We start from the raw sequence: 23297 nt of genomic DNA, 5'->3' as shown, positions 1-23297 counted from the left end.
AAACGATTAAGTTGAACAATTAAATATTTGGATATAAATAAGAAATGTAGGTTTCTATATCAGGAGAGTGTATTTGCTTTCTCACTACTATAGTGTAAATATCTTGTTATTTACATTACCTTCTCACACTAGTGCATTGGGGATTAAATAAATATATTATTTATTCGAGGGTATTTTGTTTGCTGACGCACTTCAAAAAGTGCTCATAGCCAAAGCTACGTAAACTTTTTGAAGTAAAGTAAGCGGGCTAAAGACTCCGAATAATATGATAGGAATTTAGTTTCCAGTGCACTAGGCAAATGAGTTTAATGTTAAATCAAAAATAAAAGTATGATTGTTTTAATAGCTTATCCAAGATGCTGGATAAGTACTCAATTCTATAATATGGTTAAAATTTGCAAAGAAAGAAGATACCATTGAAAATACCCTTTACCCACAATAGACCTTTGGTGTAGAAATGAGGCTCAATTCACGCTTAGGAGATTTTGCACGGCAAGTTTACGAAAAAACCAATAACTAAAAAATGAATGTAAATTTTTTTTAAGTTTTTTGTAATTAGTGCAATTTTTATGGGGATAATAAAGAGTGTTTTGATGGTAAATTTATAGATTTGCGTCTCTTACTGACACAAACATAATAACTTGACACGATTTTTCAAAATTTTTATATACAAATATAAATACTGATTATGTTACAGATTCCGCACATCCGCACCCACCAACAAAAGGTTATTGAAGGATTACAAAAGCGGGGAGTAAAAAACGCCGAGGATTTGGTAGACCAAGTTTTGGAGTATGACACCCAAAGAAAAAATACGCAAACAAAGTTAGACAACCTCAAAGCTTCTTCTAATAACCAGGCAAAGCGTATTGGGCAATTGATGAAGCAAGGCAAAAAAGTAGAAGCTGACAAATTAAAACAACAGGTTGGAGGTAGCAAGCAAGAAGTAAAAGATCTTGAGGCCAAGCTGAAGATTGTAAGCAACAAACGCGATGAAGTTTTATATAAACTTCCAAATATCCCTCACCCAAGTGTACCCAAAGGTAATACTGATACAGATAACAAGGTAGAATCTGAGCATGGATCTGTTCCTACACTACACGACAAAGCAGTGCCACATTGGGACTTGATTAAACAGTATGATATTATAGACTTTGAGGTAGGAACAAAAATTACTGGAGCAGGCTTTCCGGTATATAAAGGGAAAGGCGCCAGACTACAGCGTGCTTTGATCAACTTCTTTTTAGATGAGGCAGCCAACGCGGGTTATAGTGAAGTTATTCCTCCGCATTTGGTCAATCAGGATTCTGGTTTTGGTACAGGGCAATTGCCAGACAAAGACGGACAAATGTATCATGCCCAAGAAGATGGCTTGTACTTAATACCCACAGCTGAGGTACCTATTACTAATATGTACCGTGATGTAATTGTAGAAGAAGCAAATCTGCCAATCAAGCACGTTGGTTATACTCCTTGTTTTCGTCGGGAAGCAGGTGCATGGGGAGCGCAAGTACGTGGATTAAATCGCTTACATCAATTTGACAAAGTAGAGATTGTTCAAATACAACACCCTGAAAAATCTTATGAAACATTAAACGAGATGTGTACGCATGTACAGGGACTATTGCAGAAATTAAATTTGCCTTACCGTGTGCTCAGGTTATGTAGCGGTGACTTGGGTTTTACGTCAGCCCTTACTTTTGATATGGAGGTGTACTCTGCTGCTCAAAAACGTTGGTTGGAAGTAAGTTCTGTAAGTAACTTTGAAACCTTTCAGGCAAACAGAATGAAACTACGTTATAGAACAGGAGATAATAAGAAGCATTTTACCCATACTTTGAATGGTAGTGCACTAGCCTTACCACGTATAGTAGCAGCGTTGTTAGAAAACAATCAAACACCAGAAGGCATTAAGGTACCAGCTGTATTACAGCCGTATACTGGATTTGATATAATTAACTAGAAGTTAGATTATGAGAGAAAAGAAAAAATAATCTTTTCAGAGATTATTTTTTCTTTCTTACCAACATCATTAGCTCCTTTTGAACACTCCAGTCTTTGGCAAGTTTAAGCATGGCAGTTGCTTCCATCTCTGTTACATACCCTTTAGCGTTATTAGCCTCCCATACCATACTAAGGTAGTTTAACCTGGTTTCTTTATCCAAATTACCCACTACTTCATTTAAATACTCTCTGGCACGCTCAAAAGCTGTATAATAATCAAGAGAAATAAAGTCATTTGCCCACTTTAGTTCTTCCCAGGCATCAAACCTTTCAGCTGTAGAATCCAGTATTTGTTGCTCTTCTTTGTCTAACCCATGATAGTGGAAAATCACAGATTTTAATAACAAAATTGCTTTCTTCTCATCACTAGTCATTACTTTGCTTGTCATTGTTTTAATGGTATTTATAGCTATTGATCTATCTTAACATACTGAATAAAAGCTTGGTAATATAGCTTTTATTATAGTGGTAAATGTTACTTATCTACCATTCGCATGAATTGTTCCAATAAGATAATGCAAGGTATTTATCATACCAACCTTGGCAATTACTTTTTCAGTTTTGGTTTTCAACTCATCATTGATTGAGCTGGATGATGTTTGCAATTTAGTCATACTAAATTTTACTAAGCGGATAAATTATAGGTTTACTAGGGCTTGCATCACTCCACAAACTAATTACTTGTAGGTTGAGTAAATACAACCCGTCAGGAACGGTTGAATTTACATAAACCAACTCAGTAATTGTACTATCCTTGCGAGTTTTTTCAGGATGCTGCCAAAAAGCCCGGTGACACAATAACTTTCCCCCATCTACTTCTCTGTCTACTGAAGGCAAGTCAACTAATAAATGTTTTACTTTGTGATCAGCCAGAAATTTACCAATGCTTGCTTCCAGGTAGGGGGGGTTACTCCCTGAGTATTGTCTGGTAAGCTTATCAGGAGTATTAGGTATTGTTCTAATAATCAAGGCCTCAGGTATTTGTTGAAGCATATTATTTTTTAAGTCCTGCAAGGTCACTAACTGATCTTCACCTTGTTGATGTACTGGAAGAGTTACCAGTTGACACACAAACATATACTCTTTCAAACAATTGTATATATTAGCACTATTGTCTGCCGACAAATGACCATAGCACTCGGTATGAGTACCATTGCCGTGGGGAGTAAGGGTTATTTTTTGGTAATTAACTACCCCGCCTCTGGCAACACTACCAATAAAATCACCCATTTCATAAGTTTCAAAACCAACTTTGTCTGCATAATAACAGTTGGCAGAATCTTCATTCAGTATCATTGAAATATCAATAGGTTCGCTAGGATTGAAACTATAGTCCTGCCCTAAATACTGTATTTTTATGGGTGAAATCATATTTATTCAATAATAAATAAATCAGAAGCTATTTTATCAGCAAACAATTTACCATTGTTGGTAAGTTTCAGTACATCATCCTCAAGTTTTAACAACTTTTTATCTATATACTCATGAATGTAACTTTTGTTTTCATAGAGTAAATTTATATCAAAGTTATGAGAAATTTTGCGCAAATCACAGCCCCAAATTGTTCGTAAACTTGTCATAATATATTCATTTACTTGATTAGCTTTTGATAACTCTTCTTTTTCAAAAGGAATTGTATTTTTAGCCACAGCCTGTAGATATTTACCATTATTAGCTATGTTAAACTGACGTGTAGAACCATTATAAGAATGGGCACTGGGACCTACGCCAAGGTAAGGATTTTTTATCCAGTAATTACTGTTGTGTTGAGAGTAAAAACCTGGTTTGGCAAAATTTGATATTTCATATTGAATAAATTGATTCTGCTCTAAATGTGTAATCAAACTATTGAACTGGCTAGAGGCAAATTCATCATTGATTGGATTGATGAGTTGTTTTTGTAATTGACGACCAAACACGGTTTTCTCTTCTATTGTCAGACAATATGCCGAAATATGCTGTACTTGAAGGCTAACTGTTTGTTGTAGATCTTCTTGCCAAACTTTATTATTTGCCACCGGAATAGCGTATATCAAATCTATACTTATATTATCAAACCCTTTATCTTGCGCCATTAAGATACTTTGCTTGGCTTCAGTAGCATTGTGTGCTCGGTTTAAGTATTGTAAACAAACATCTTGGAAAGACTGAGTGCCTATACTTAACCTATTGATTCCCTGTTTTTTAAGTAGTAGTAGTTTCTCTTTTGTTAAGTCATCAGGGTTAGCCTCTAAGGTAATCTCTGCGTGAGGCGCTACTGAAAATGTGTGATGAATGGTTTCAAAAATTCCTGCAAGTTCTTGCTCATTCAGCAGAGAAGGTGTGCCACCACCAAAGTAAATTGTGTGTAAATGATTATTGGGTAAATAGTTTTTTTGCAGCACAATTTCCTTCTTGATCGCTTCTACAATCAATTTTTTATTATTTTGGTTAACGCTGAAATGAAAATCGCAGTAATAGCAGGCTTGCTTACAAAAAGGTATATGAATGTATAAACTAGACAAAATAATAAGATTAAGACGAGGTATTCAATACAAAAAACAACTCATTTATGGGTGTATATACTGGTATTTTTTTCCTTTTATTATCTATGCTCAAACCCCTTCGTCAAAACAGGCAGACTCAACAAATAGAAGAAACAGTATTTACCTAAAAATTAGTGCAAACTTAAAAGATATTCAAGCATTAAAAAAAAAAGAAGTACCCACTGTTTATCAAGACATTAAAAAAGCTGAGAAGGCTGTAAAATCTTTTATTCAAAAACTACATCAACAAGCTTACTTGAATGCCCAATTAGATAGCTTGCTAGGCACCCCAGATACCCTCTTTGCTTATATTTCTGTAGGTACTAGGTTTATATGGGCAAGCTTGAAAAAAGGTAACCTTCCTGAGGAAATAATACACAATGTAGGATTTAAGCCTAAATACTATAATAAAAAACCTTTTCTGTATAAATCAATATCAAAATTACAAAGTAAAGTGTTAAGTTATTCAGAGAACCATGGTTACCCTTTTGCGCAAATTCGCCTAGACTCTTTAACATTTATAAAGCAGGAAGTCTATGCTAAGTGGAACTATGATCAAGGCCCCCAGATTTTATTTGATACTCTCCACATTGTGGGTGATTTGCAGGTAAAACCAGAGTTCATGATGAAATACTTAAGACTAAGAGAAGGCGACCTATTTAGTCAATCAAAAGTGCAAAGTGCCCATCGTATATTGAAACAATTACCTTATTTGAAGGTCAGAAAAAAAGCAGTGGTAGATTTTCGGGCAAAGAAAGCCAGCGTTAACTTGTTTTTACGAAAGCGTAAAGCGAATCAAATAAACTTACTAGTGGGACTACTTCCTAATGAACAAAACCCTGGCACTCTAGAGTGGATGGGGGAGTTTGATCTTCTATTGCAAAACATGTTTAGGTCTGGTAAGAGTCTTTCGGCAAAGTGGTTAAGACCAGAGTCTCAGTCTCAACTGATTAACTTAGATTACACTCATCCATTATTATTTGGGTCAGCATTAGATCTACAGCTTAAATTTAACCTTTTAAAAGAAGATACATCGTTTGTTAATATAGATTTAGGTGGGGTTTTATTCTATAATTTAAAAACAGGAGACAAAATAAAGGTTACTGTAAACTCTAAAAGTTCTAGGGTACTAAATAGCCTTATTTATCAAAATGCTACCCGCTTGCCTGATACCTTAGACATTTCTTTTATTGCGTATGGTTTGGGCTATATACACAGTAATTTGAATGATGCCTTGTATCCATCTAAAGGTGATTTTTTAAGTTTGTCAGGGGAGATTGGACAAAAAAAAATTTTACAAAACCCTGAGTTACCAGAAAATTTGTACAAAAACATTCCACTGTCTACTACTAAATTGGTATATAAAGCTAAGTGGAAGCATTACTCCAAAACATCTTCAAAATCAGTGTTCTATTGGCAGTTAAGTACAGGAGGAGTTATCAATGACCAATTATTAGTCAACGAACTATTTAGGGTAGGAGGGATCAACAGTTTAAGAGGGCATAACCAAAATACCTTCTTTGCCTCTCATTATGTAATCGCCAATCTTGAATATCGCTTTTTATTTGATGATTACTCATATTTATTTGTTTTTTATGATCAATCATGGCTACAACAAAAAACAATCAATACTTTTACCGAAGATACCCCTCTAGGGTTTGGTCTAGGGCTTAATTTCCCTACTAAAGCAGGTATTTTTAATATTGTTTATGCACTGGGTAAAGCTCGAGAACAGCCAATAAACTTTAATCGTTCTAAAATACATTTTGGTTTTATAAGTAGATTTTGAAATATTTGTAAGACTCAAAATGTCTGTTATGAAATATTATACTTTACAAGTAGTTTGGATTTTAGGGTTGTTACTAGGTTTGTGTGCAAACACTTATGCTAAACAAAACTTCCAGGATGGTTTTCTTAAAATTTATGACCTGGAAGATGAATGGCAAGTGTATGACACCAAGTATAATTCTTATGTGCCCTACATAGAAGACAGGCATGTGGACTCTAAAACCGCTAGTTTTTGGTTAGACACCCAAAAGTATAAAGGGTATTCGCTTACACTTTATAGCCCTAAAGATGTGTTTATTTTTATAAATAAAAAACTTTGTAAAGAGGTAACGCAAGAGGGTTGGATTACTTTCAGCATTGATAGCCTTCAGCAGGCTTTTGATCAAAAGAAGAAGTTGTTTTTTACCTTTTATGATAGGGGATATCGTCTTCCATTGAAGTCTGTACATATCGGCTACTTTAAAGAAGATTTCATTACAACTAAAAAAACTAAAAAGCAAGAATCTAAAATCCAGGAAAAAAGTCGGTATTTGTCAGGAGTGAAAGATTTCATGATTATAATAGGTGGGGTCTTATTGGGAGTATTTACCTTACTTTGGAATTTCCACCCTAAAACATTTTTAAGCTACTACAGTTTTCGCAGCAGTGTTTCAAGTTTATCTCGCAAGGATATTTCATTAATAAGTAAGCCTTTTAATGCCATCAACCTGTTGTTTTTAGCTTTACATGCGTTAGTCATAAGCTTGTTTTTTATGCTTGCACAAAAGGACGTAACGGGTATTCTTAACGTATCATTTAAACTAGTAAATGCTAACTATGACTTTGTCTCACTGCTTGCCAACTATGCATTGTTCTTTGCTATTGTATTTGGTTTAATTTTTCTGAAATATATTCTTTTAAAAGTATTTGGGATATTATTAAGTCTGGAAAAAATAGAGTATACTCATTTCTATGAATACATGAGGCTATCAAAACTCTTTTATACTATAGCTGTTATTTTTCCGGTGTTTATGCTTATTTCTGCTGAAGAATACATCACAGAGTTGAATAAATATTTTATTTATTTTGTCATAGGGTTTCATTTTGTCCAAACTATGCTAGTTAGTTTTTATGTAAATAAACGGGTTCAATTTAAAAATCTATATTTATTTTACTACCTTTGCAGCACAGAACTAACCCCCTTGTTAATTGGCATAAAACTATTACTTTTCAACTAGTTTACTTTGTAATCAGCAAACAGTAAAGAAAATCTTTAGCGCATGAGTGAACTACACCCTCAAATGCCTCAAATTGTTCGTGAGCGACTTCTTAAAGTAGAAAGCATTTTAGTTTCACAACCTAAACCTAGTAACGATAAATCACCCTATTTTAAATTAGCAGAAAAATACGGAATTAAGGTAGATTTTCGTCCATTTATCGATGTTGTACCGGTTTCTGTAAAAGAGTTCAGAAAACAAAAAGTCGATATTTTGGCCCATTCTGCCGTGATTTTTACTAGTAGAAAAGCAGTCACACTTTTTTTTGAAATGTGTAAAAACATGAAAATTGAAGTGCCCGCAGATATGAAATATTTTTGCGTATCAAGCCAAACTGCCAATTACTTACAAAAGTATATCGTAGTGAGGAAACGAAAAATTTTCACAGGTTTAAAAACTGCAAAGGATTTATTAGAAATTGTAAAAAAGCATAAAGGGGAGAAATATCTTTTCCCTTGCTCAGATATCCGAAAAGATGATATCCCAAATTTCTTGACTAAAAATGACTACAACTTTACAGAAGTAGTATTATATAGAACAGTTGCGAGTGATTTATCAGATTTGTCTGATGTGAATTATGATGTTATTGCATTCTTTAGTCCATCAGGAATACAGTCTTTATTTGCAAACTTTCCAGACTTTAAACAAAATAAAACTCGTATAGCAGCTTTTGGTCCTACTACTGCCAAGGCTGTAAGAGATGCAGGCTTGGTGTTGGATATAGAAGCACCTATGCCAAATGCTCCCTCAATGACTGGGGCTATAGAAAACTATATCAAGGTTTCGAATAATATCAAGTAAGTATAAGTTTTACAATCAAGTAGCTTTGTTATAAACTTATGCTTGCATAATATTTATAAGTTTATTTAACAAAGCTATTTTTTTGACTTATGAACAGGATTCCTAGAGTAATATTACTGTTTTTTTTACTGTTAGGCAGTACAACTACTACTGTAAAAGCACAACAAGATGCACAGTTTAGCCAGTACATGTTTAATCAGTTATTTATCAATCCGGCTTATGCTGGTGTCGAAGGTAATTTTTCTGCTTCATTTATTCACAGAACCCAGTGGGCAGGCTATAACCCAACCTTTGATAATGGGGGGAGTCCAAATACACAAGTAATGAGTGTGTCTTATGGCAATAATGCTTTTCGTAGCGGTGTAGGGCTACATTTTGTCAATGATATGATTGGACCTCTGATTAACCGTGAAGCGCAACTTTCTTATGCTTATCACGTACCACTTGGTAGTCGTAATGGTACTCAAGCCAAACTATCTATAGGTGTGCGAGGAGGTATTTATTCTCAAACTATTGATTTTGATCAATTTAGGGCGATCGACCCTGATGATAAGTTACTGCAGACTGGAGTTTTATCTCAAACAAACTCCGATATGGCAGCTGGCATTTATTACCATTCCAATACGTTCTTTGGAGGAGTAAGTATGAATCATATCATTCCTCAAAAATTTAATTTTGGACAAGAAGGAAGTGAAGGTATATTGGCTAGTAATCTTTATGTATTAGCTGGATATAACTTCAATGTAGGAGGGTATAACTCTCTTTGGTCTGTAAGCCCTTCTGTGTTGGTTAAAATGGTACCAACAGATTTAAGCGGCTATTCGTTTGATCTAGGGGCAATTACTACTTACGACAACAAATATTTTGCTGGAATATCATATCGTCAAGAAGAATCAGCATCATTGATTTTAGGAATTAAGTTGAATAAAAGTAGTAAGAAACCAACCCTACAAATTGCGTATGGTTTTGACTATGTGTTTTTTGGACAATCAGCCAAAGACCCCACGTCACATGAAATATCTGTATCATACAAAATACCTATTTTTCATACTACAGATCCAAAACTTAATACTCCCCGTTATAATAATGAGTGATCATATAAAAACGATTGGAAAAAAAGTAATATTATTGTAAATAGTCCGTTTTCGAATCAGGTTTGGAAACAGAAGAACAAAGGTGCCATGATTTTGGCGCGATATTAGTTGTTTACCGAATAAAACATCAACTTATATAAAATAATAAAGCTAAACCAAAAAAACAATTGTCATTAATTTGTTAGGTGTTATGAATAAAATGTTGTTTAAGTACAAGTTTTTGTCTTATGCTCTAATTGCATCCTCTGTACTATTTCTTCAGGGATGTTTTTTGTTTGGAAAGAAAGGTGATCCAAACAGCTTAGAGTCAAGAATTAACGGATCGGCAGGTGAGATTATTCCTTTTGAACAAGTCAGAAGTGATTATTCTCAGTACGTGCCTAGTGGAATGGTCGTTGTACCTAATGGTACTTTTCACATGGGACAAGCAGATGAAGATGTTCCTGCAACTCAAATCAATTTGAATAAGCAGATCACTATCAGTGCTTTCTTTATGGATCAGACAGAGGTTACCAATAATCAATACAGACTTTTTACGGATGTATTGTTGGCATACTCTGAGGGACGACAAGCACAAGGGGAAGAACTGCCCCAAGAGTATCAGGAAGGTGTAATGGATAAACTATTTTTGAAAAATGGAACTCCTGTAAGACCTGATTCTATAAAAGTAATGAATGAAATGTATCCAGATACAACACGCTGGAGTACAGAATACGCTCACCACATGGGAGATCCTTTGATGGAGTATTATTTTATGCACCCTGCATTTGATGATTATCCTGTGGTTGGAGTAGATTGGCAAGCAGCTAATTTCTTTTGTCAATGGCGTACCATGCACTTGAATTATTACCGTCATACAGTAGAAGGTGATCCTTACCCTGCACCTCGTTTTCGTTTACCAACAGAAGCCGAGTGGGAATACGCATCAAGAGGTGGTCGTGATATGGCAAAGTACCCATGGGGAAGTCCTTATTTGAGAAATACACTTGGGTGTATGTTAGCAAACTTTAAGCCTGGTAGAGGTAACTATTATGATGATGGTTTTGCCTACACAGGTCCTGTTGCCCAATATTTCCCTAATGATTATGGATTATACGATATGGCTGGAAACGTAGCTGAGTGGGTACTAGATGCTTACTTCGAGTCTTCAGTACCTGTAGTATGGGACTTAAACCCTGTATATAACCCACCTATTACTAAAGCAGGTAAAAATGATGTAAATATAAACAACCGAAGAGTAATTAGAGGAGGATCTTGGAAAGACATTGCATATTATTGCGAAACTGGTGCAAGAACTTTCCAACATTGGGATTCTTCGTCTACTTCTATTGGCTTCCGTTGTGCTATGACATATTTAGGTCGATCTTCTGGCGAAGAGGTTGATCTTGGACGATAAAAACATGCATATCATTGCATTCTTTCAATACAACTACTAAATTTATACTTGTTAAACTATTCTTAAATTTTAAACACTAAACTTTTACTGAAATGAGTTCATCAAAGAAACTGAGTACCATGGAGTATGTCTATACTTTCATTGTACCACGAGTTACAAATGTTGGAGCTGCAGTTGTTATTATAGGTGCAATGTTTAAAATCCTTCACTTACCAAATGGAGGACCTATTTTGGCTGCTGGTCTTATTACTGAAGCTTTCTTATTTTTTATTGCTGCATTTGCTCCTCTTCATGCGGAAAATCACCGTCCTGATTGGTCTTTAATTTACCCTCAATTGAATGATGAAAATTATGTACCAAGTGACAAACCTGTATTACCAGGTTCAGGTGCTCCCGCTGTAAGTCAAGACCCAAGTGTATCTAAAAAGTTGGCTGAAATTGACGCAGCTTTAGCTAAGTCTTTGACAGGCGCTAAAATAGAAAGCTTTGGCAATGGAATGAAGAGCCTTAGTGAAAACGTAACCAAAATGGGCAAACTTAGCTCAGCTTCAGTAGCTACTGAGGAGTATGCTAAGAATGTGAAATTAGCATCTAATGCAATTGTAGAAATGAACAAGTCTTACAAGACTACCATTAATGCAATGAGTGAAATGTCAAATGCTTCTAAAGATGCTAAAGCTTATCATGCACAAGTTCAGGGGTTGACAAAAAACCTGACTGAATTGAATACTTTTTATGAAGTAGAGATGCGTGAAGCTAAAAAACATGTGAAATCTGTAAACGATTTTTATAAAGGTTTAGGCGTAGCAGTAGAAAATGTTTCTAGTGCTGGAAAAGATGCTGCAACCCTTAAAACTGAAATGTCTGCACTTGCTGGAAACCTTACTTCTTTGAACAAGGTTTATGGAAGCATGCTTGCTGCCATGAAAGGTTAATTTTTTTTAAACTATTGATAAACTTTTAAAATTAATTAATTCTTATGGCAGGTGAAAAGTTAAGTCCACGGCAACAGATGATCGGCTTGATGTACCTAGTATTAATGGCAATGCTAGCACTTCAGGTAAGTTCATCTATTATGGACAAATTCATATTTTTGAATAGCGCATTAGAGCATTCTTTAACAAACGCCAAAAAATCAAGTGACCAAGCATTGGAAGCTTTGAAAAGGGACGTGAAAAAGAATGGAAACTCTCGTCAAGGTCTCGAAAGAATCAAGAGAGCAGAACTTCTTAAGAAGAAAACTTCGGAAATTATCGGGGAGGTAACCAAAATCAAGCAAATGTTAATCAAAGATGCTGGTGATGGTATTGATAGTAAAACCCACGTGGTAAAAAATCCCAAGGAAGAAGGAAAAGTAGGGGAGATCATGATTGGAGAATCTAAGGGAAAAGGAGAAGGTTATAAACTTAAGAATAAACTGGATAAATACGTAGCTTGGTTGTCTACTGAGTTCAAAGATTTAGATTTACCTAAATTTGAACCATTAGCTGAAGGTAATCAGAAGAAAGCTTTGTATGCAAATGATCCCATTCAAAAGAATAAAGATTTTGCAGAAGCTAACTTTGGTCACACTCCAGTAGTAGCAGCTTTGGCTGTTTTAACTCAGAAACAATCAGAAATTCTTCGTTATCAAGCAGAGGTTTTGAAAAAACTAGGGGCTGGTGATTTAACCAATGACCTTAAGTTTGACAAAGTACGCGCAGGTGTAAGCGTAGAAGCAAAAACTGTTGCTCCTGGTGATGAATATAAAGCTGAGCTGTTTATTTCTGCATCAGCAAGTAAAGCACAACCTAAAATGACTTTAAATGGCTCTCCTATTCCTGTAAATGATGGCATAGGTAAGGTAAGTTTTAAAGTAAGCGATCCTGGTGGTTATACTGATGGTAGAGCAAAAGGATCTTGGGAAGGTACTGTCACTTTCAAAAGTAAAGGTAGAGATACCACCTTTAGACATAAGGAAGAGTATACAATTGTTCAGCCTGTACTTTTGATTTCGTCGGCTACTATTAACCCACTATATAGAAACTGTGCCAACCCATTGGTAACATCTGTACCTGCTTTGGGTGCGGCTTATAGCCCTAGTTTTCAGGCTACAAATGGCTCTGCTATACCTGGCGCTAAAAAAGGTGATGTTACTATATTTCCTGGTGGTGGTGCTAAAACCAGACTTACAGTAAGTAGTAATGGTACATTGGTTGGATCAAAAACATTTGATGTACTACCAGTGCCTCCTCCAACTGTAATGTTAGCAAATAGAAATGGTGGAGCAGTAAATATAGAGCGACCATTACCCGCAGCAAGATTTCAGGTGATAGCAAAGGCTGATGATAACTTTAAAAAGGCCTTGCCTAAAGAAGCTACTTATAGAGTAACAGGTATTGAAGTAACTACCTTTAGAGGTGGTGGTTCTACTGGTTCTCGTAAGGTCAATGGAGGCGCAGTGAATGTGCGTGCATTGAAAACACGTAGAGGAGATGGTGTAATGATCAAAGTGTTAGGAGTGCAAAGAGTAAACTCCCGTGGGTCTGTTGAGACTGCACCAATCCGAAACCGGATTATTAGTTTCAGGGTAAGATAGAGTTGAAAAACAACATTCGACTATATAAATAATATGTCACTTAAATCGTTATTTAAGTGACATATTTTTTAAAACAAATAACTATAAAATAATAAAGTTCTAACTATGAAAAAATCGTGGTTAAGTATAACAGGTATATTGGTGTTTTTATTGGTTTTAGATGTATCGGTTTGGGCACAATATGGACCAAACGGATATAACCCCAATTCGGTAAGGGGTTCAAAAAAATCAAAACCAATTTTTGGACAGCCAATTTTTGAATCAGATATAATGTACCGTACTACGGTATGGCGTAAGATTAATTTGCGTGAAAAACAAAACAAGCCTTTCTTTTCTATTGAGAATGAAATTACTCAAGTAATTATCGATGCTGTGAAAGCTAAGAAATTACAACCTTATGAGTTTAACTCTTCACCTACCACCGATGGTGTTTCTAGCCCAATGCAATTTGAAGACTTCTTAAACAAATTAAATTATTATGATGACTCGGTTCAAGATACTGTTCCTTTGCGGGCAACTGACTTGTATATTCTAGAGTTAAAGGAGGATTTGATATTTGATCGTAGACGTTCAAGAATGTACTGGGATATCCAATCTATTACTATGGTTATTCCACAAGGAACAAACCAAGAAACACAATTAGGTGATTATCGTTTGGCATCATTTAAATACAGAGATTTATATGAGTACTTTAAAGAGGCTTATGAAGAGTCTCAGAAAAAAGGAACTTTTGAAGATGTGAGAGCTTTTTGGTATAACCCTGAAAACCCACGCCGTCACATGTCTTTGGGTGATGCTATGGAACTACGTTTATTCAACTCTCGTATTGTAAAAGTATCAAACCCTGATGATAATGACATTGTAACAATTATTAATCAGGAGTATGGAGACCAGGATACAAAGAAAGCTCAAAAAGTATTGTATTTATCTCAAAAAATTGAATACGATTTGATGGAGTTTGAGCATAATTTATGGGAGTATTAATACTTCTTAAAAAGGAAACTATTTATTGAGGTAAGGTCGAATGGCTTTACCTTTCTTGCTTAAGCTCATTGTATAAGTCATTTTAAAAAATTAGCCTACCAAATTCAAAAAATCATCATCTTCCCATAGCCATTCAAAACTTCGATCTTTGTAGGCATTACGTTTCCATTTACTATTGAGCACTACAAACTTTTTGAGATACTCCAGTGTTTTATCACGGTTTTTCATAAAGTTGTATGCACGAGCAATGTTGTAAAGTGCCTTATCAAAATTTGGTTTTTCTTCTACTACTCGTTGAAAACAAGGGATAGATTTTTCGTATTCACCAAGGTTGATATAAATAATACCGAGGTTGTACCAAACTAAGTCAAACTCAGGGTTGAGTCCAACAGCTTTTTCAAAACAAGGGAGAGCATCTCGATCACGTCCTAGATTAGCATAGGTAATGCCTAGATTATACCACACCATTGGATTGTTAGGGTTAATTTCCAGTGATTTTTTATAGTAGGGAATGGCTTCCTCGTGTTTTTGTAAGTTTGAATAAGTTACCCCTAATATATACCAGAGTTCGGTTTCAGGGTTGATTTCTATGGCTTTTTCAAAGCAATAAATTGCTTTTTCGTAGATTTTCATATCGGTATAGGTCAAACCTAAACTATACCAAGAATCAAAATCAGGTTTGATATCAATGGCCTTTTCATAGCAAGGGATTGCTTTTTCATACTGTTTAAGATCAACGTAAGTAGCCCCTAAGTTGTACCAGGCTTTTTCGAATTTATCGTTAATTTCTATAGCCTGCTTGTAGCAGTAAATGCTTTCCTTATATTTTTGCAGGTCTATATATGCATTACCAAGGTTATTCCAAGAGTGATAATTGTTTGGGCGAATTTCTATGGTTTTTTGATAAGCTTTTGAGGTAAACTCTGGGTCATCAGAAAAGTATCCCAGGTTAAAAAAGTTTTCTTCTAATGTGTCATCAAAAGATGTAACCCCTTGCAGTGCTTCTTGACATTTGATAAACATGTCAAACGCATCTTCGTATAACTCGCTCCGACACTTGCTTTCAGCCATTCTAAAATCAATCAAAGTACGTTGGGTGTCGTCCAATGTTTTTTCTTTTTTCAGGTAACGAATCAAATCCATTACTTCTGGAGAGTTTTTCTCTTTGAAATTGGCAAACTTGAGTGGCTTAAAGCGGCTTACTCCTTCAAGTATTATCTGAGAAATAAGTTTATGTGGTGTAATAAGGGCAGGCTTAAACTCTATAATGTTATACATAAGCTGCCTTGCAAGGTCGCGGCTAAATTGCATCATTTCTACAATTAACCCGCTTAAGTAGCTAAAAAACTTATTGTGATTAGACCACAATAAAGCATTACAATAGTCTAACAATGCTATTTGGTAATCTTCGCTCTGGTAACGTTGTTCTATATTTGGAATTTCTTTTTTTAGTTTGTTAATATTATTTTTATAAAAAATGCTCATGTTTTTACCATAGCTTATAATTTCGTCGCGCATTAATGAGTGTTTAGTCATATCTGATTGACTTACCAGGTTCGCACGAAGCACTTGCCGTACTTTTTTGTGCATTTCAAGCTTGTTAGTATCTATAAAAGAATAGGTATCGGCAAGGTCTTTAAACTTTAATGCTGTTGCCTTATCATCATTAGTTTTCCAAAGAATAGATAATACTCCTATGTTCCAAGTGCGTAGCATTGCCAAGTGAAATATCTTTTGCAGATCGCTTTTAGGACTATGTTTAATAAAGCGCTCAATCAATCCTTGAATCACCATTTGGTGAGTTTTGCTGTAGCGCTGTAAACTGATGGTAAGGTCACTAAAATTGATGATTTTATTTTTTAGTAAATACAAGGAGTCTTTCACGACTAGGGGTATTCCTTTGGTGTGTTCATTTAGTGATTTTATTTGTGTTTCAGTAAGTTTTACCCCTATCTCAATAGCTAAATCCTGTGTGTTTTGATAGGTAAACAAGAGATTTTCTAAGTTCTGAAAATGTAATAATGTTTCGGGTAAACTATTACGATACTCTTGTGTGTGGTTATTTTTTTCACAAACAATAGTTGTTATTCCTGTAAAATCTTCGGCGTAAAGCGTGGAAAGAAAGTGGTCACGTAACCATATATTAAGGTCTTTGCTATTAATTATTTCATAGTTATCGATGGCCAGTAGCAAAGGATAAGCTTTAGAAGCCTCCTGCAAACAAAAAACCAGTGATTTGACAAGTTCTTTCTCTGAAAATTCGTATAAATACAAATCCTGATCTTCTAAGATGTCTTTTTTGCGCAACCATGCAAGTGTCGTTTCTTGTGTTTTACTTTCAGTAATGCTAATTTCACTTTCAGTTAGTGGAACCAAACTGCTTTTTGAACCTCTTGGGGGTAATTCAAGCTCAGTGAAATCTACAGTTTCCGAAATGTTAATTGCCCAATCTTTATTGGCTTTTTTAAGGGTTTCTACTTTATCTTCTACTGCCTGAATTTGTTGTTTGGTTTGGTAATAGTAGCTGAAATGTTCGTGAATGCCTAATTCTTTAGTTGTAAAAATATCTGCAAGAGCATCCATCATTTTTACTCTTGTGCTAGGTAATACACTTTTGCGATCGTAGTAGTTCTCCCAGTTGATATAAATTGTTTTTATTTTAGAACGTTGGGCTTGTGCTACTTTCTCTGCTGCATCAAGGTAGGCCTGGAGGAGCGACGTTTTGCCAAAACCATCTTCTCCGTATAATAAAAACACTTGTGCGTAGGAGGCCTCTCTTTTCTTCTTTGCAAAAGGATTTAGAGAAAAGCCACTTTTTTTGAATTGCTTCGTAAAGTGTTCTTGAAAACGTACAATCTGTTTTTGTCTCCCAACAAAAACTTCAGGATGAGCCATACCAAACTAGATTTAATAACTTTGTCCAATATAGAGAATCTGACATTTTTTTCCAAAGAGACTTGTATAGAGAAAAATAGTGTTTGGGTACTTTTCTTATGGGTGAATAATAGCAATTAAGTGGTTGTGGATACCAGTGAGTTACACCAAGGGCTAACTAAACTAAGGTGAAGCTGTATAATTTTTGATTGTTGAATGATAACTTAAATATTTCGGTTTGTGTAGGTTTAACAAGACATTAAACTTGGTTTGAAACTCCTTAAAGCCTAAAAAATGATACATAGGTGTAGGGATTTCAAAGATGAGTTTTTGTTTTGCTTTGTGAGTATCGTCTTCACGGCACTGTAAATAAATAATGCCATCTTGCATGGTAGTATTACCTGTAAGGTATTGCCAGTTTTCTTGCTCCCAGTTTAAAACCCAGGCTTCAAGCTCATTTTTCGGTTTTAAATAAAACCTACCATCAACTTCATCTGCCCGATCTTCCGTATTTATTGTGTGTGAATGTTTTTCTCTGGTTAAATAAAGCAACCCTTTATGAATAAATGCATCAGTGTTTTGACCATTTATTGTCCCGAAGCCATTACACTCATTAAGAGGTGCTTTAAGATACCCTGTGGTGGTATTACCGTAGTAACAAGCCCATTCAATGTTTATGTTTGCTCCCAAATCGTTTAGGATATAATCGCGTAGCCCAATGGATGAAAGGTAACCATTTACTATGATATGGAGGTTTTGGGGTAGTGTAATTTTAAAGATTTTTTTATACAACCATAAGGTGTGGGCTATTGGTAAGGGTTGGCCTGCCAGTATGACTTCTGTATTGGTTTTGCTGGCCAACAGGAGCGCATGACTAGCATTAATTAGTTTACCTCTGGTTTCTATCAACACGGTATTTTTTTCAGTTGATTGATGCTTATTAAAAGTAGCAAAAAGTTTTTTGGGTGAGAAAGTACTATTTGTTTCTTGTTGCAAATAGTCTTTGTTTAAGAGAATATTGATAATTGTTTGTATTTGATTTTGCTCTTGAACTTTTATGCCCCAATGAAAGTCTGATATAAAAGGTTGTTTACTTTCAACAAAAGTGGTAGCAGTAGTTGTGCCCAATCTTGCGGGAAGCTTGCTTATGATATGGTGCCTTAGTTCTTTGTCAATCACTTTTGTTTGACTATTTTTTTTTCGGCGGAAGTTTAAAATGCCTAATCTTAACATAAATGTGCAATTTTATGAACTAAATGTTCAGCGGTTGAGAACGTGTTATATAAGTTGGAATGGGTACGTTGCTTAGATATTTTAATGATACCCTTCAAGAGATTGGTTACTTTGTGAAGGTTTACTCACATTAACCAGCAAGTTTACACTTGCTTTTTATGCAGTCATATAGTGCTGTGCAACTTTTTTAGGTTACAAATATAGATGTTATGAAAGGACGATGTAAGCGTATAAACACTGGTTTTTTAAAAATAAGGGTTTATCAGGAGCCAAAAAAAGTAGGCATAGTAAAGTGGCCTTATCAGGGGGGAGGTAAGGGTAGTTGAGGTTCAAGCATTGTTTATTTAGTATTTGGCAAAAGAACTGTGCTATATTCCGATAAGGAATGGTGTAAAAATAAATTTCTATAGTAACGCTAAAATATTTTGTTGCTAGACGCGGTACGGCAATATCCAGTGGATGTTGAGCGAGCTTGAGGGAAGGTCGGCTAATAGCATCGCTATTCGGCTATTTTTTAACAAAGTATAGCCTCAAAAGATGAGGTTAAGAATGCGTATTTATTTTGGTACCATTCCTAAGGTAGATTTTGCCAGCAATATATTTGCAAAAAAACAACGGCAAGGTTTCTCAGAATCCTTGCCGTTAGAGCTTGTTTAAATCGTCATTAGTGTGATTGTTGATGAACTTTGTTCTCAGAGAATAGCCTAGTGCATCGGGTACTAAGTTACTCACATATTCTTTGGCGACTTTTGCCCCCTGACTTCCTCGTGAAAAAGTTGGATAGCTATGGCTATCCGCCATTTTTACGACTCGTCAGAAAACAAAATTCATCCAAATTAATAGGCAACTTATTTAATCCCCAATGCACTAGCTATTGATTCGCATTACTTATTGTCCACCATTTACACGAATCATTTCCGACAATATTTGACCGCCATTTTGTAAGAACACATCCCGGTTTTCTTTCTTGTGTAGCTTCTTATCGCGTACTTTGCGTTCTTGCTCTTTTTTATCCCATTCTGCTTTTTTGGCAAGCCTTATTTTTTCATTCAAAGACACTACCGTACGTTTACGTTCAGCCCTTATTTCTTTAATATCACTTAACAATCGCTGTAAATCTTCGTCAGTTTTCAAACGTTGTTGGTAATATTGTCGGAGTTTGTCTTTCATTTTGGGTGTAATATGATTAGTAGCTGCAAAACTAGCCGATTTTATTTCGTCCCAAGGTAAAGCACTGGGTTGAGAGCTTTCGCCTACTTCGTTGCTTAGGTATACCGACGGCAACTTAATGTCAGGAGTGACTCCTTGGTTTTGGGTGCTACTTCCTGTAATTCTATAATACTTAGCCAGGGTTAAATTCAACTGTCCTGCTTTTTTTGTTTTATCTTGAACAAATCTGTCCAGGTTAATTACATTTTGTACAGTACCTTTACCATAAGTTTGCTCACCTATAATTATCCCCCGGTTATAATCCTGAATAGCACCTGAAAAAATTTCTGAGGCTGAGGCGCTATAGCGGTTTACCAATACTCCTAAGGGACCAGCATAAGCCTGCTCTTTGTTTTTATCTTTTAGCTCTTCTATTTTTCCACGTGAGTCACGTACTTGTACCACAGGTCCTTCCTTGATAAACAAACCAGTCAAGTCAACCGCTTCTTTGAGCGACCCACCACCATTATAGCGTAAATCGATCAAGATGCCATCTACTTTTTCTTTTTGAAGCTCTTTTATCAAACGACGTGTGTCATTGCTGGTACTTGCATAATCTTTTTGTCCTGCTTGATAAGCGTCAAAATCAAGGTAAAATGAAGGAATGTGAATAACCCCTATTTTGAATGCTTTGCCATTGTGGTCAAGTTTGATGATTTTTTTAGAAGCCTTTTGCTCTTCAAGTTTTATTTTATCCCGTACTATACGTAACACTTGAGGCTCACTATTAGTTGTAGCATCATGTTTAAGTAGTTTTAACCTTACTATAGAACCTTTAGGTCCACGTATGAGCTGTACCACTTCATCTACTCGCCAGCCTACTACATCAATAAATTCTTTCTTATCACCTTGGGCTACTCCTATTACTTTATCATTGGGGTGCAACGCTTTGGTTTTAAAAGCAGGCCCACCAGGTCGTACCGAGCGTATAACAGTGTAGTCTCCCTCGGTACTCAATACAGCACCTATACCTTCAAGAGATTTACTCATTCTGATTTTGAAATTGTCAGATGATATAGGCGAAAAGTAATTGGTGTGAGGGTCGTAAGTTTCAGATAAAGCATTCATGTATATCTGAAAAACATCTTCTGCCGTGTACTGTATGACATTTTTTTTATAGTTTTCAAACCGTCTTTTCAATAGCTTACGTATTTCTGTATCTTTCTTTTTACTCAAGCGTAAGCCTAAAAACTGGTGTTTAAGCATTTTGCCCCATACCTTATCCAGCGTAGCTTCAGAACTGCTCCATTCGGCATTATCACGATTTGTCTCGTATGATTCATCTTTAGTAAAATCAAAATCTTTTTGAATGATTTGAAGATTTTTTTCGATACGACTTAGAAAGCGCAGGCGAAAACGATTAAATATTTTATAGGCTACATCTACCTTACCCACTTGCAAGTCATCGTCGAGGTAGTAGCGGTATTTCTTAAATTCTTCGATGTCAGATTTTAAGAAATAGAGCTTGCTATTGTCTAGCGATTTGATGTAAGAATCAAACATGACTACCGACAATGAGTCGTTGAATTTCATTTGACGATAATGATGAAAATTGATAATACCGCTTACAATGCGGGCTTTTTGGGTATGAATCTTTTCTGGTTTAAGTTTTTTAGAGGAGTCTCTTGGGTCAATATTGTGGCCAAGTTGACTGGGTGGTGTATAAAATACAAAACCTGCGATAATCACCAAAAGTGATAAGAATATTATGGTTTTTTTCATATTATAATGATGGTTATACAAATCTCACTTTATTATTTGGGTTAAAAAATATATATACGCATTGTACTGGTGCATAGATGTGTTGCTATCTCTACAATCTTGCATCTATTTTTATTATTGATGTAAGCAGAGAACAAACAACAACAAAATGATGTAAATACCCTGTTAGAATATTTGCCTTATTAAACGGGCAACAAGTGTGATGGGTTATAAGTCTGATGTTTGGTTTGCCAAACCAAGATAGTACTTTTCCTGAAGTTTTTGGGTAAAACGCGTTTATAAACAGTGTAAAAAGCAGGAAACAACTAAGCCAACCTCCGGAAAATGTTTTTTGACTTTATCCAAGTGTCAACTGCTTGTTGTTTGTTCTAGCATAAAACCCTCAAACGATCGTTTAAGATGTACAAGTTTTATCCCTGATTCTGGAAAGTTTTTAATATATTTGACTATAACCCTATCAGCAAAACATCATGATCATTGAGGTATGCCTCATATCAAATGTGATTCATTTTTTGTAAAATATCATTTTCATGAAAGACTATTATCAAATTTTGGACATACCATCAAGTGCTGATATTGAAGCAATCAAAAGCGCCTATTATAACCTGGCAAAAAAGTTCCACCCTGACAAAAATACACGTAATCCTTATTACTCTGCTGATAAGTTCAGAGAAATACAAGAAGCCTATCGTATATTATCAAATGAACAGGAAAAAGCAACATATGACCAGCATTTTATTTATTTGCAGGCACAACAATTAAGGCACTTCACGCGTGATCGCCGTAATGTAAAACCACGCTCCAAACCACAAACACCCTCTCCTCAATCGGCCGAAATGCCGCAAACCTCTGCCGAGAAGTTTGACATGTTTAGAAGTGCATTCCTTAAGAAACAAAAGGAGATTCACCAACAATACCAAGAAGAAAAAGCCAAAGAACAGCGTGACCAGAAAAAAAGCTTTCAAGAAGCCTTTAAACGTAATCAAGCCAAGCTTCGTGAAGAACAAGCTATATACACTAAGCCAGTAGATGAAGTAGCAAAAGCCCAAAAAAGAGGCAAACAAGTGACAATTATTGTGGTAGGTATGTTGGTTGTTTGGCTTGTTATTATCTTCCTTATCCTAAACGATATGGTATAGTTATTCTTTGATATATTTCAATACTTTATGATTTTTTAACATAATAGCCTTTTATTGAGCGCTGTTATCCCTTTAAACCTGGAATTAGTATTTATATACTAATTCTATTGCACTCTATCGGGGAATGTGATAACTTTGGAAATAAATAAAAATTATTGAACACTACACCTCCCCAAATACACATCAATGATGGCAGCAAATAACCAAGCACTTATTCAAACATTTTATGAGGCATTTAGCAAGCTCGATTACAAAACAATGAATACTTGTTATGCCAGTGATGCGACGTTTTCAGATTCAGCATTTAAAAACCTAACGAGTAAACAAACCCAGGCAATGTGGCACATGTTGTGCAGTCGCGCTAAAGATTTTACACTCACCTTTAAGGATGTAGAGGCAAGCGAGTCAGCCGGAAGTTGTCATTGGGAGCCCATCTATACTTTTTCATCTACTGGACGCAAAGTACACAATAAAATAGAGGCAAAATTTTGGTTTAAAGATGGAAAAATTGTTAAACACGAAGATTTTTTTTCCTTTTATCGCTGGAGTCAAATGGCCTTGGGGCCTATAGGATATTTACTGGGGTGGTCGTCATTTTTGCAAAACAAAGTGCGTAAAACAGCCCTGAGTAGCCTACACAGTTTTATCAAAAAACACCCTGAATACCAGGAAAAATAAAACCCCTGAGTTGATT

17 protein-coding genes are annotated in these 23297 nt (G+C 35.5%); 11 read left to right on the top strand and 6 right to left on the bottom strand.

Features of this window, described 5'->3' with window-relative positions; translation table 11 throughout:
• Positions 1-688: 688 nt before the first annotated feature.
• Entirely contained in the window at positions 689-1963 is a 1275-nt protein-coding gene (gene serS, locus Q0954_RS02845) for a serine--tRNA ligase (RefSeq protein ID WP_299453284.1), read from the top strand.
• A 43-nt stretch (positions 1964-2006) separates the two neighbouring features.
• Here the strand turns inward: serS and Q0954_RS02840 are convergent, their stop codons facing one another.
• From Q0954_RS02840 to hemW, 3 genes are all read right to left on the bottom strand, one after another.
• Positions 2007-2393 (bottom strand): hypothetical protein, encoded by a 387-nt coding sequence (locus tag Q0954_RS02840; RefSeq protein WP_002701434.1) that lies wholly within the window; start codon positions 2391-2393, stop codon positions 2007-2009.
• A 226-nt stretch (positions 2394-2619) separates the two neighbouring features.
• Positions 2620-3375, bottom strand: a complete 756-nt coding sequence (locus Q0954_RS02835) for a cyclase family protein (protein WP_299453274.1) — start codon at positions 3373-3375, stop codon at positions 2620-2622.
• Between the two features lie 2 nt (positions 3376-3377).
• Positions 3378-4508, bottom strand: coding sequence for a radical SAM family heme chaperone HemW (gene hemW, locus Q0954_RS02830; protein ID WP_299453272.1), 1131 nt, complete (start codon positions 4506-4508; stop codon positions 3378-3380).
• Here hemW and Q0954_RS02825 point away from each other — a divergent pair.
• The 8 genes from Q0954_RS02825 (at position 4492) to gldN (ending at position 14426) form a co-directional block, all read left to right on the top strand.
• Positions 4492-6318, top strand: coding sequence for a BamA/TamA family outer membrane protein (locus Q0954_RS02825; RefSeq protein WP_299453270.1), 1827 nt, complete (start codon positions 4492-4494; stop codon positions 6316-6318). The genes hemW and Q0954_RS02825 overlap by 17 nt on opposite strands.
• A gap of 184 nt (positions 6319-6502) precedes the next feature.
• Positions 6503-7534, top strand: a complete 1032-nt coding sequence (locus Q0954_RS02820; RefSeq protein WP_299453267.1) for a DUF4271 domain-containing protein — start codon at positions 6503-6505, stop codon at positions 7532-7534.
• A gap of 63 nt (positions 7535-7597) precedes the next feature.
• Positions 7598-8374 (top strand): uroporphyrinogen-III synthase, encoded by a 777-nt coding sequence (locus Q0954_RS02815; RefSeq protein ID WP_082226708.1) that lies wholly within the window; start codon positions 7598-7600, stop codon positions 8372-8374.
• An 89-nt stretch (positions 8375-8463) separates the two neighbouring features.
• Positions 8464-9468 carry a type IX secretion system membrane protein PorP/SprF gene (locus Q0954_RS02810; protein WP_299453264.1) on the top strand — a complete coding sequence of 335 codons (1005 nt, stop codon included), beginning with the start codon at positions 8464-8466 and terminating at the stop codon, positions 9466-9468.
• A gap of 190 nt (positions 9469-9658) precedes the next feature.
• Positions 9659-10864 (top strand): gliding motility lipoprotein GldK, encoded by a 1206-nt coding sequence (gene gldK / locus Q0954_RS02805; protein ID WP_045114369.1) that lies wholly within the window; start codon positions 9659-9661, stop codon positions 10862-10864.
• A 92-nt stretch (positions 10865-10956) separates the two neighbouring features.
• On the top strand, positions 10957-11799 hold the full coding sequence (gene gldL, locus Q0954_RS02800; protein ID WP_299453255.1) for a gliding motility protein GldL: 843 nt from the start codon (positions 10957-10959) through the stop codon (positions 11797-11799).
• A gap of 44 nt (positions 11800-11843) precedes the next feature.
• Complete coding sequence (gene gldM / locus Q0954_RS02795; RefSeq protein ID WP_299453253.1) at positions 11844-13442, top strand: gliding motility protein GldM; 1599 nt, start codon at positions 11844-11846, stop codon at positions 13440-13442.
• Positions 13443-13547: 105 nt separating this feature from the next.
• Entirely contained in the window at positions 13548-14426 is an 879-nt protein-coding gene (gene gldN / locus Q0954_RS02790; protein WP_002701451.1) for a gliding motility protein GldN, read from the top strand.
• Between the two features lie 90 nt (positions 14427-14516).
• Here the strand turns inward: gldN and Q0954_RS02785 are convergent, their stop codons facing one another.
• From Q0954_RS02785 to Q0954_RS02775, 3 genes are all read right to left on the bottom strand, one after another.
• On the bottom strand, positions 14517-17321 hold the full coding sequence (locus Q0954_RS02785; RefSeq protein ID WP_299453248.1) for a tetratricopeptide repeat protein: 2805 nt from the start codon (positions 17319-17321) through the stop codon (positions 14517-14519).
• Positions 17322-17483: 162 nt separating this feature from the next.
• Complete coding sequence (locus Q0954_RS02780) at positions 17484-18533, bottom strand: hypothetical protein (RefSeq protein WP_299453247.1); 1050 nt, start codon at positions 18531-18533, stop codon at positions 17484-17486.
• 888 nt (positions 18534-19421) lie between these two features.
• Positions 19422-21464, bottom strand: coding sequence for a carboxy terminal-processing peptidase (locus Q0954_RS02775; RefSeq protein ID WP_299453246.1), 2043 nt, complete (start codon positions 21462-21464; stop codon positions 19422-19424).
• Between the two features lie 530 nt (positions 21465-21994).
• Between Q0954_RS02775 and Q0954_RS02770 the strand changes: the two genes are divergently transcribed.
• A complete protein-coding gene (locus Q0954_RS02770) occupies positions 21995-22603 on the top strand; it encodes a DnaJ domain-containing protein (RefSeq protein WP_299453245.1) in 609 nt (202 codons plus the stop codon).
• A 186-nt stretch (positions 22604-22789) separates the two neighbouring features.
• Complete coding sequence (locus Q0954_RS02765; protein WP_299453244.1) at positions 22790-23281, top strand: nuclear transport factor 2 family protein; 492 nt, start codon at positions 22790-22792, stop codon at positions 23279-23281.
• The last annotated feature ends 16 nt before the right edge of the window (positions 23282-23297 follow it).

The organism is uncultured Microscilla sp., assembly GCF_947493425.1.
Lineage (GTDB): Bacteria > Bacteroidota > Bacteroidia > Cytophagales > Microscillaceae > Microscilla.
Note: the sequence above shows the minus strand (reverse complement) of the source record. Positions and strands in the feature narration are given on the sequence as shown.

What these genes read in the sequence shown, in the direction of transcription:
- Q0954_RS02825 (WP_299453270.1), top strand. Translation starts at nt 4,492, where the DNA reads ATGTATAAACTAGACAAAATAATAAGATTAAGACGAGGTATTCAATAC.
- Q0954_RS02775 (WP_299453246.1), bottom strand. Translation starts at nt 21,464, where the DNA reads ATGAAAAAAACCATAATATTCTTATCACTTTTGGTGATTATCGCAGGT.
- Q0954_RS02810 (WP_299453264.1), top strand. Translation starts at nt 8,464, where the DNA reads ATGAACAGGATTCCTAGAGTAATATTACTGTTTTTTTTACTGTTAGGC.
- Q0954_RS02770 (WP_299453245.1), top strand. Translation starts at nt 21,995, where the DNA reads ATGAAAGACTATTATCAAATTTTGGACATACCATCAAGTGCTGATATT.
- Q0954_RS02815 (WP_082226708.1), top strand. Translation starts at nt 7,598, where the DNA reads ATGCCTCAAATTGTTCGTGAGCGACTTCTTAAAGTAGAAAGCATTTTA.
- serS (WP_299453284.1), top strand. Translation starts at nt 689, where the DNA reads ATGTTACAGATTCCGCACATCCGCACCCACCAACAAAAGGTTATTGAA.
- Q0954_RS02780 (WP_299453247.1), bottom strand. Translation starts at nt 18,533, where the DNA reads ATGTTAAGATTAGGCATTTTAAACTTCCGCCGAAAAAAAAATAGTCAA.
- gldL (WP_299453255.1), top strand. Translation starts at nt 10,957, where the DNA reads ATGAGTTCATCAAAGAAACTGAGTACCATGGAGTATGTCTATACTTTC.
- gldM (WP_299453253.1), top strand. Translation starts at nt 11,844, where the DNA reads ATGGCAGGTGAAAAGTTAAGTCCACGGCAACAGATGATCGGCTTGATG.
- Q0954_RS02785 (WP_299453248.1), bottom strand. Translation starts at nt 17,321, where the DNA reads ATGGCTCATCCTGAAGTTTTTGTTGGGAGACAAAAACAGATTGTACGT.
- Q0954_RS02840 (WP_002701434.1), bottom strand. Translation starts at nt 2,393, where the DNA reads ATGACAAGCAAAGTAATGACTAGTGATGAGAAGAAAGCAATTTTGTTA.
- Q0954_RS02835 (WP_299453274.1), bottom strand. Translation starts at nt 3,375, where the DNA reads ATGATTTCACCCATAAAAATACAGTATTTAGGGCAGGACTATAGTTTC.
- Q0954_RS02765 (WP_299453244.1), top strand. Translation starts at nt 22,790, where the DNA reads ATGATGGCAGCAAATAACCAAGCACTTATTCAAACATTTTATGAGGCA.
- gldN (WP_002701451.1), top strand. Translation starts at nt 13,548, where the DNA reads ATGAAAAAATCGTGGTTAAGTATAACAGGTATATTGGTGTTTTTATTG.
- gldK (WP_045114369.1), top strand. Translation starts at nt 9,659, where the DNA reads ATGAATAAAATGTTGTTTAAGTACAAGTTTTTGTCTTATGCTCTAATT.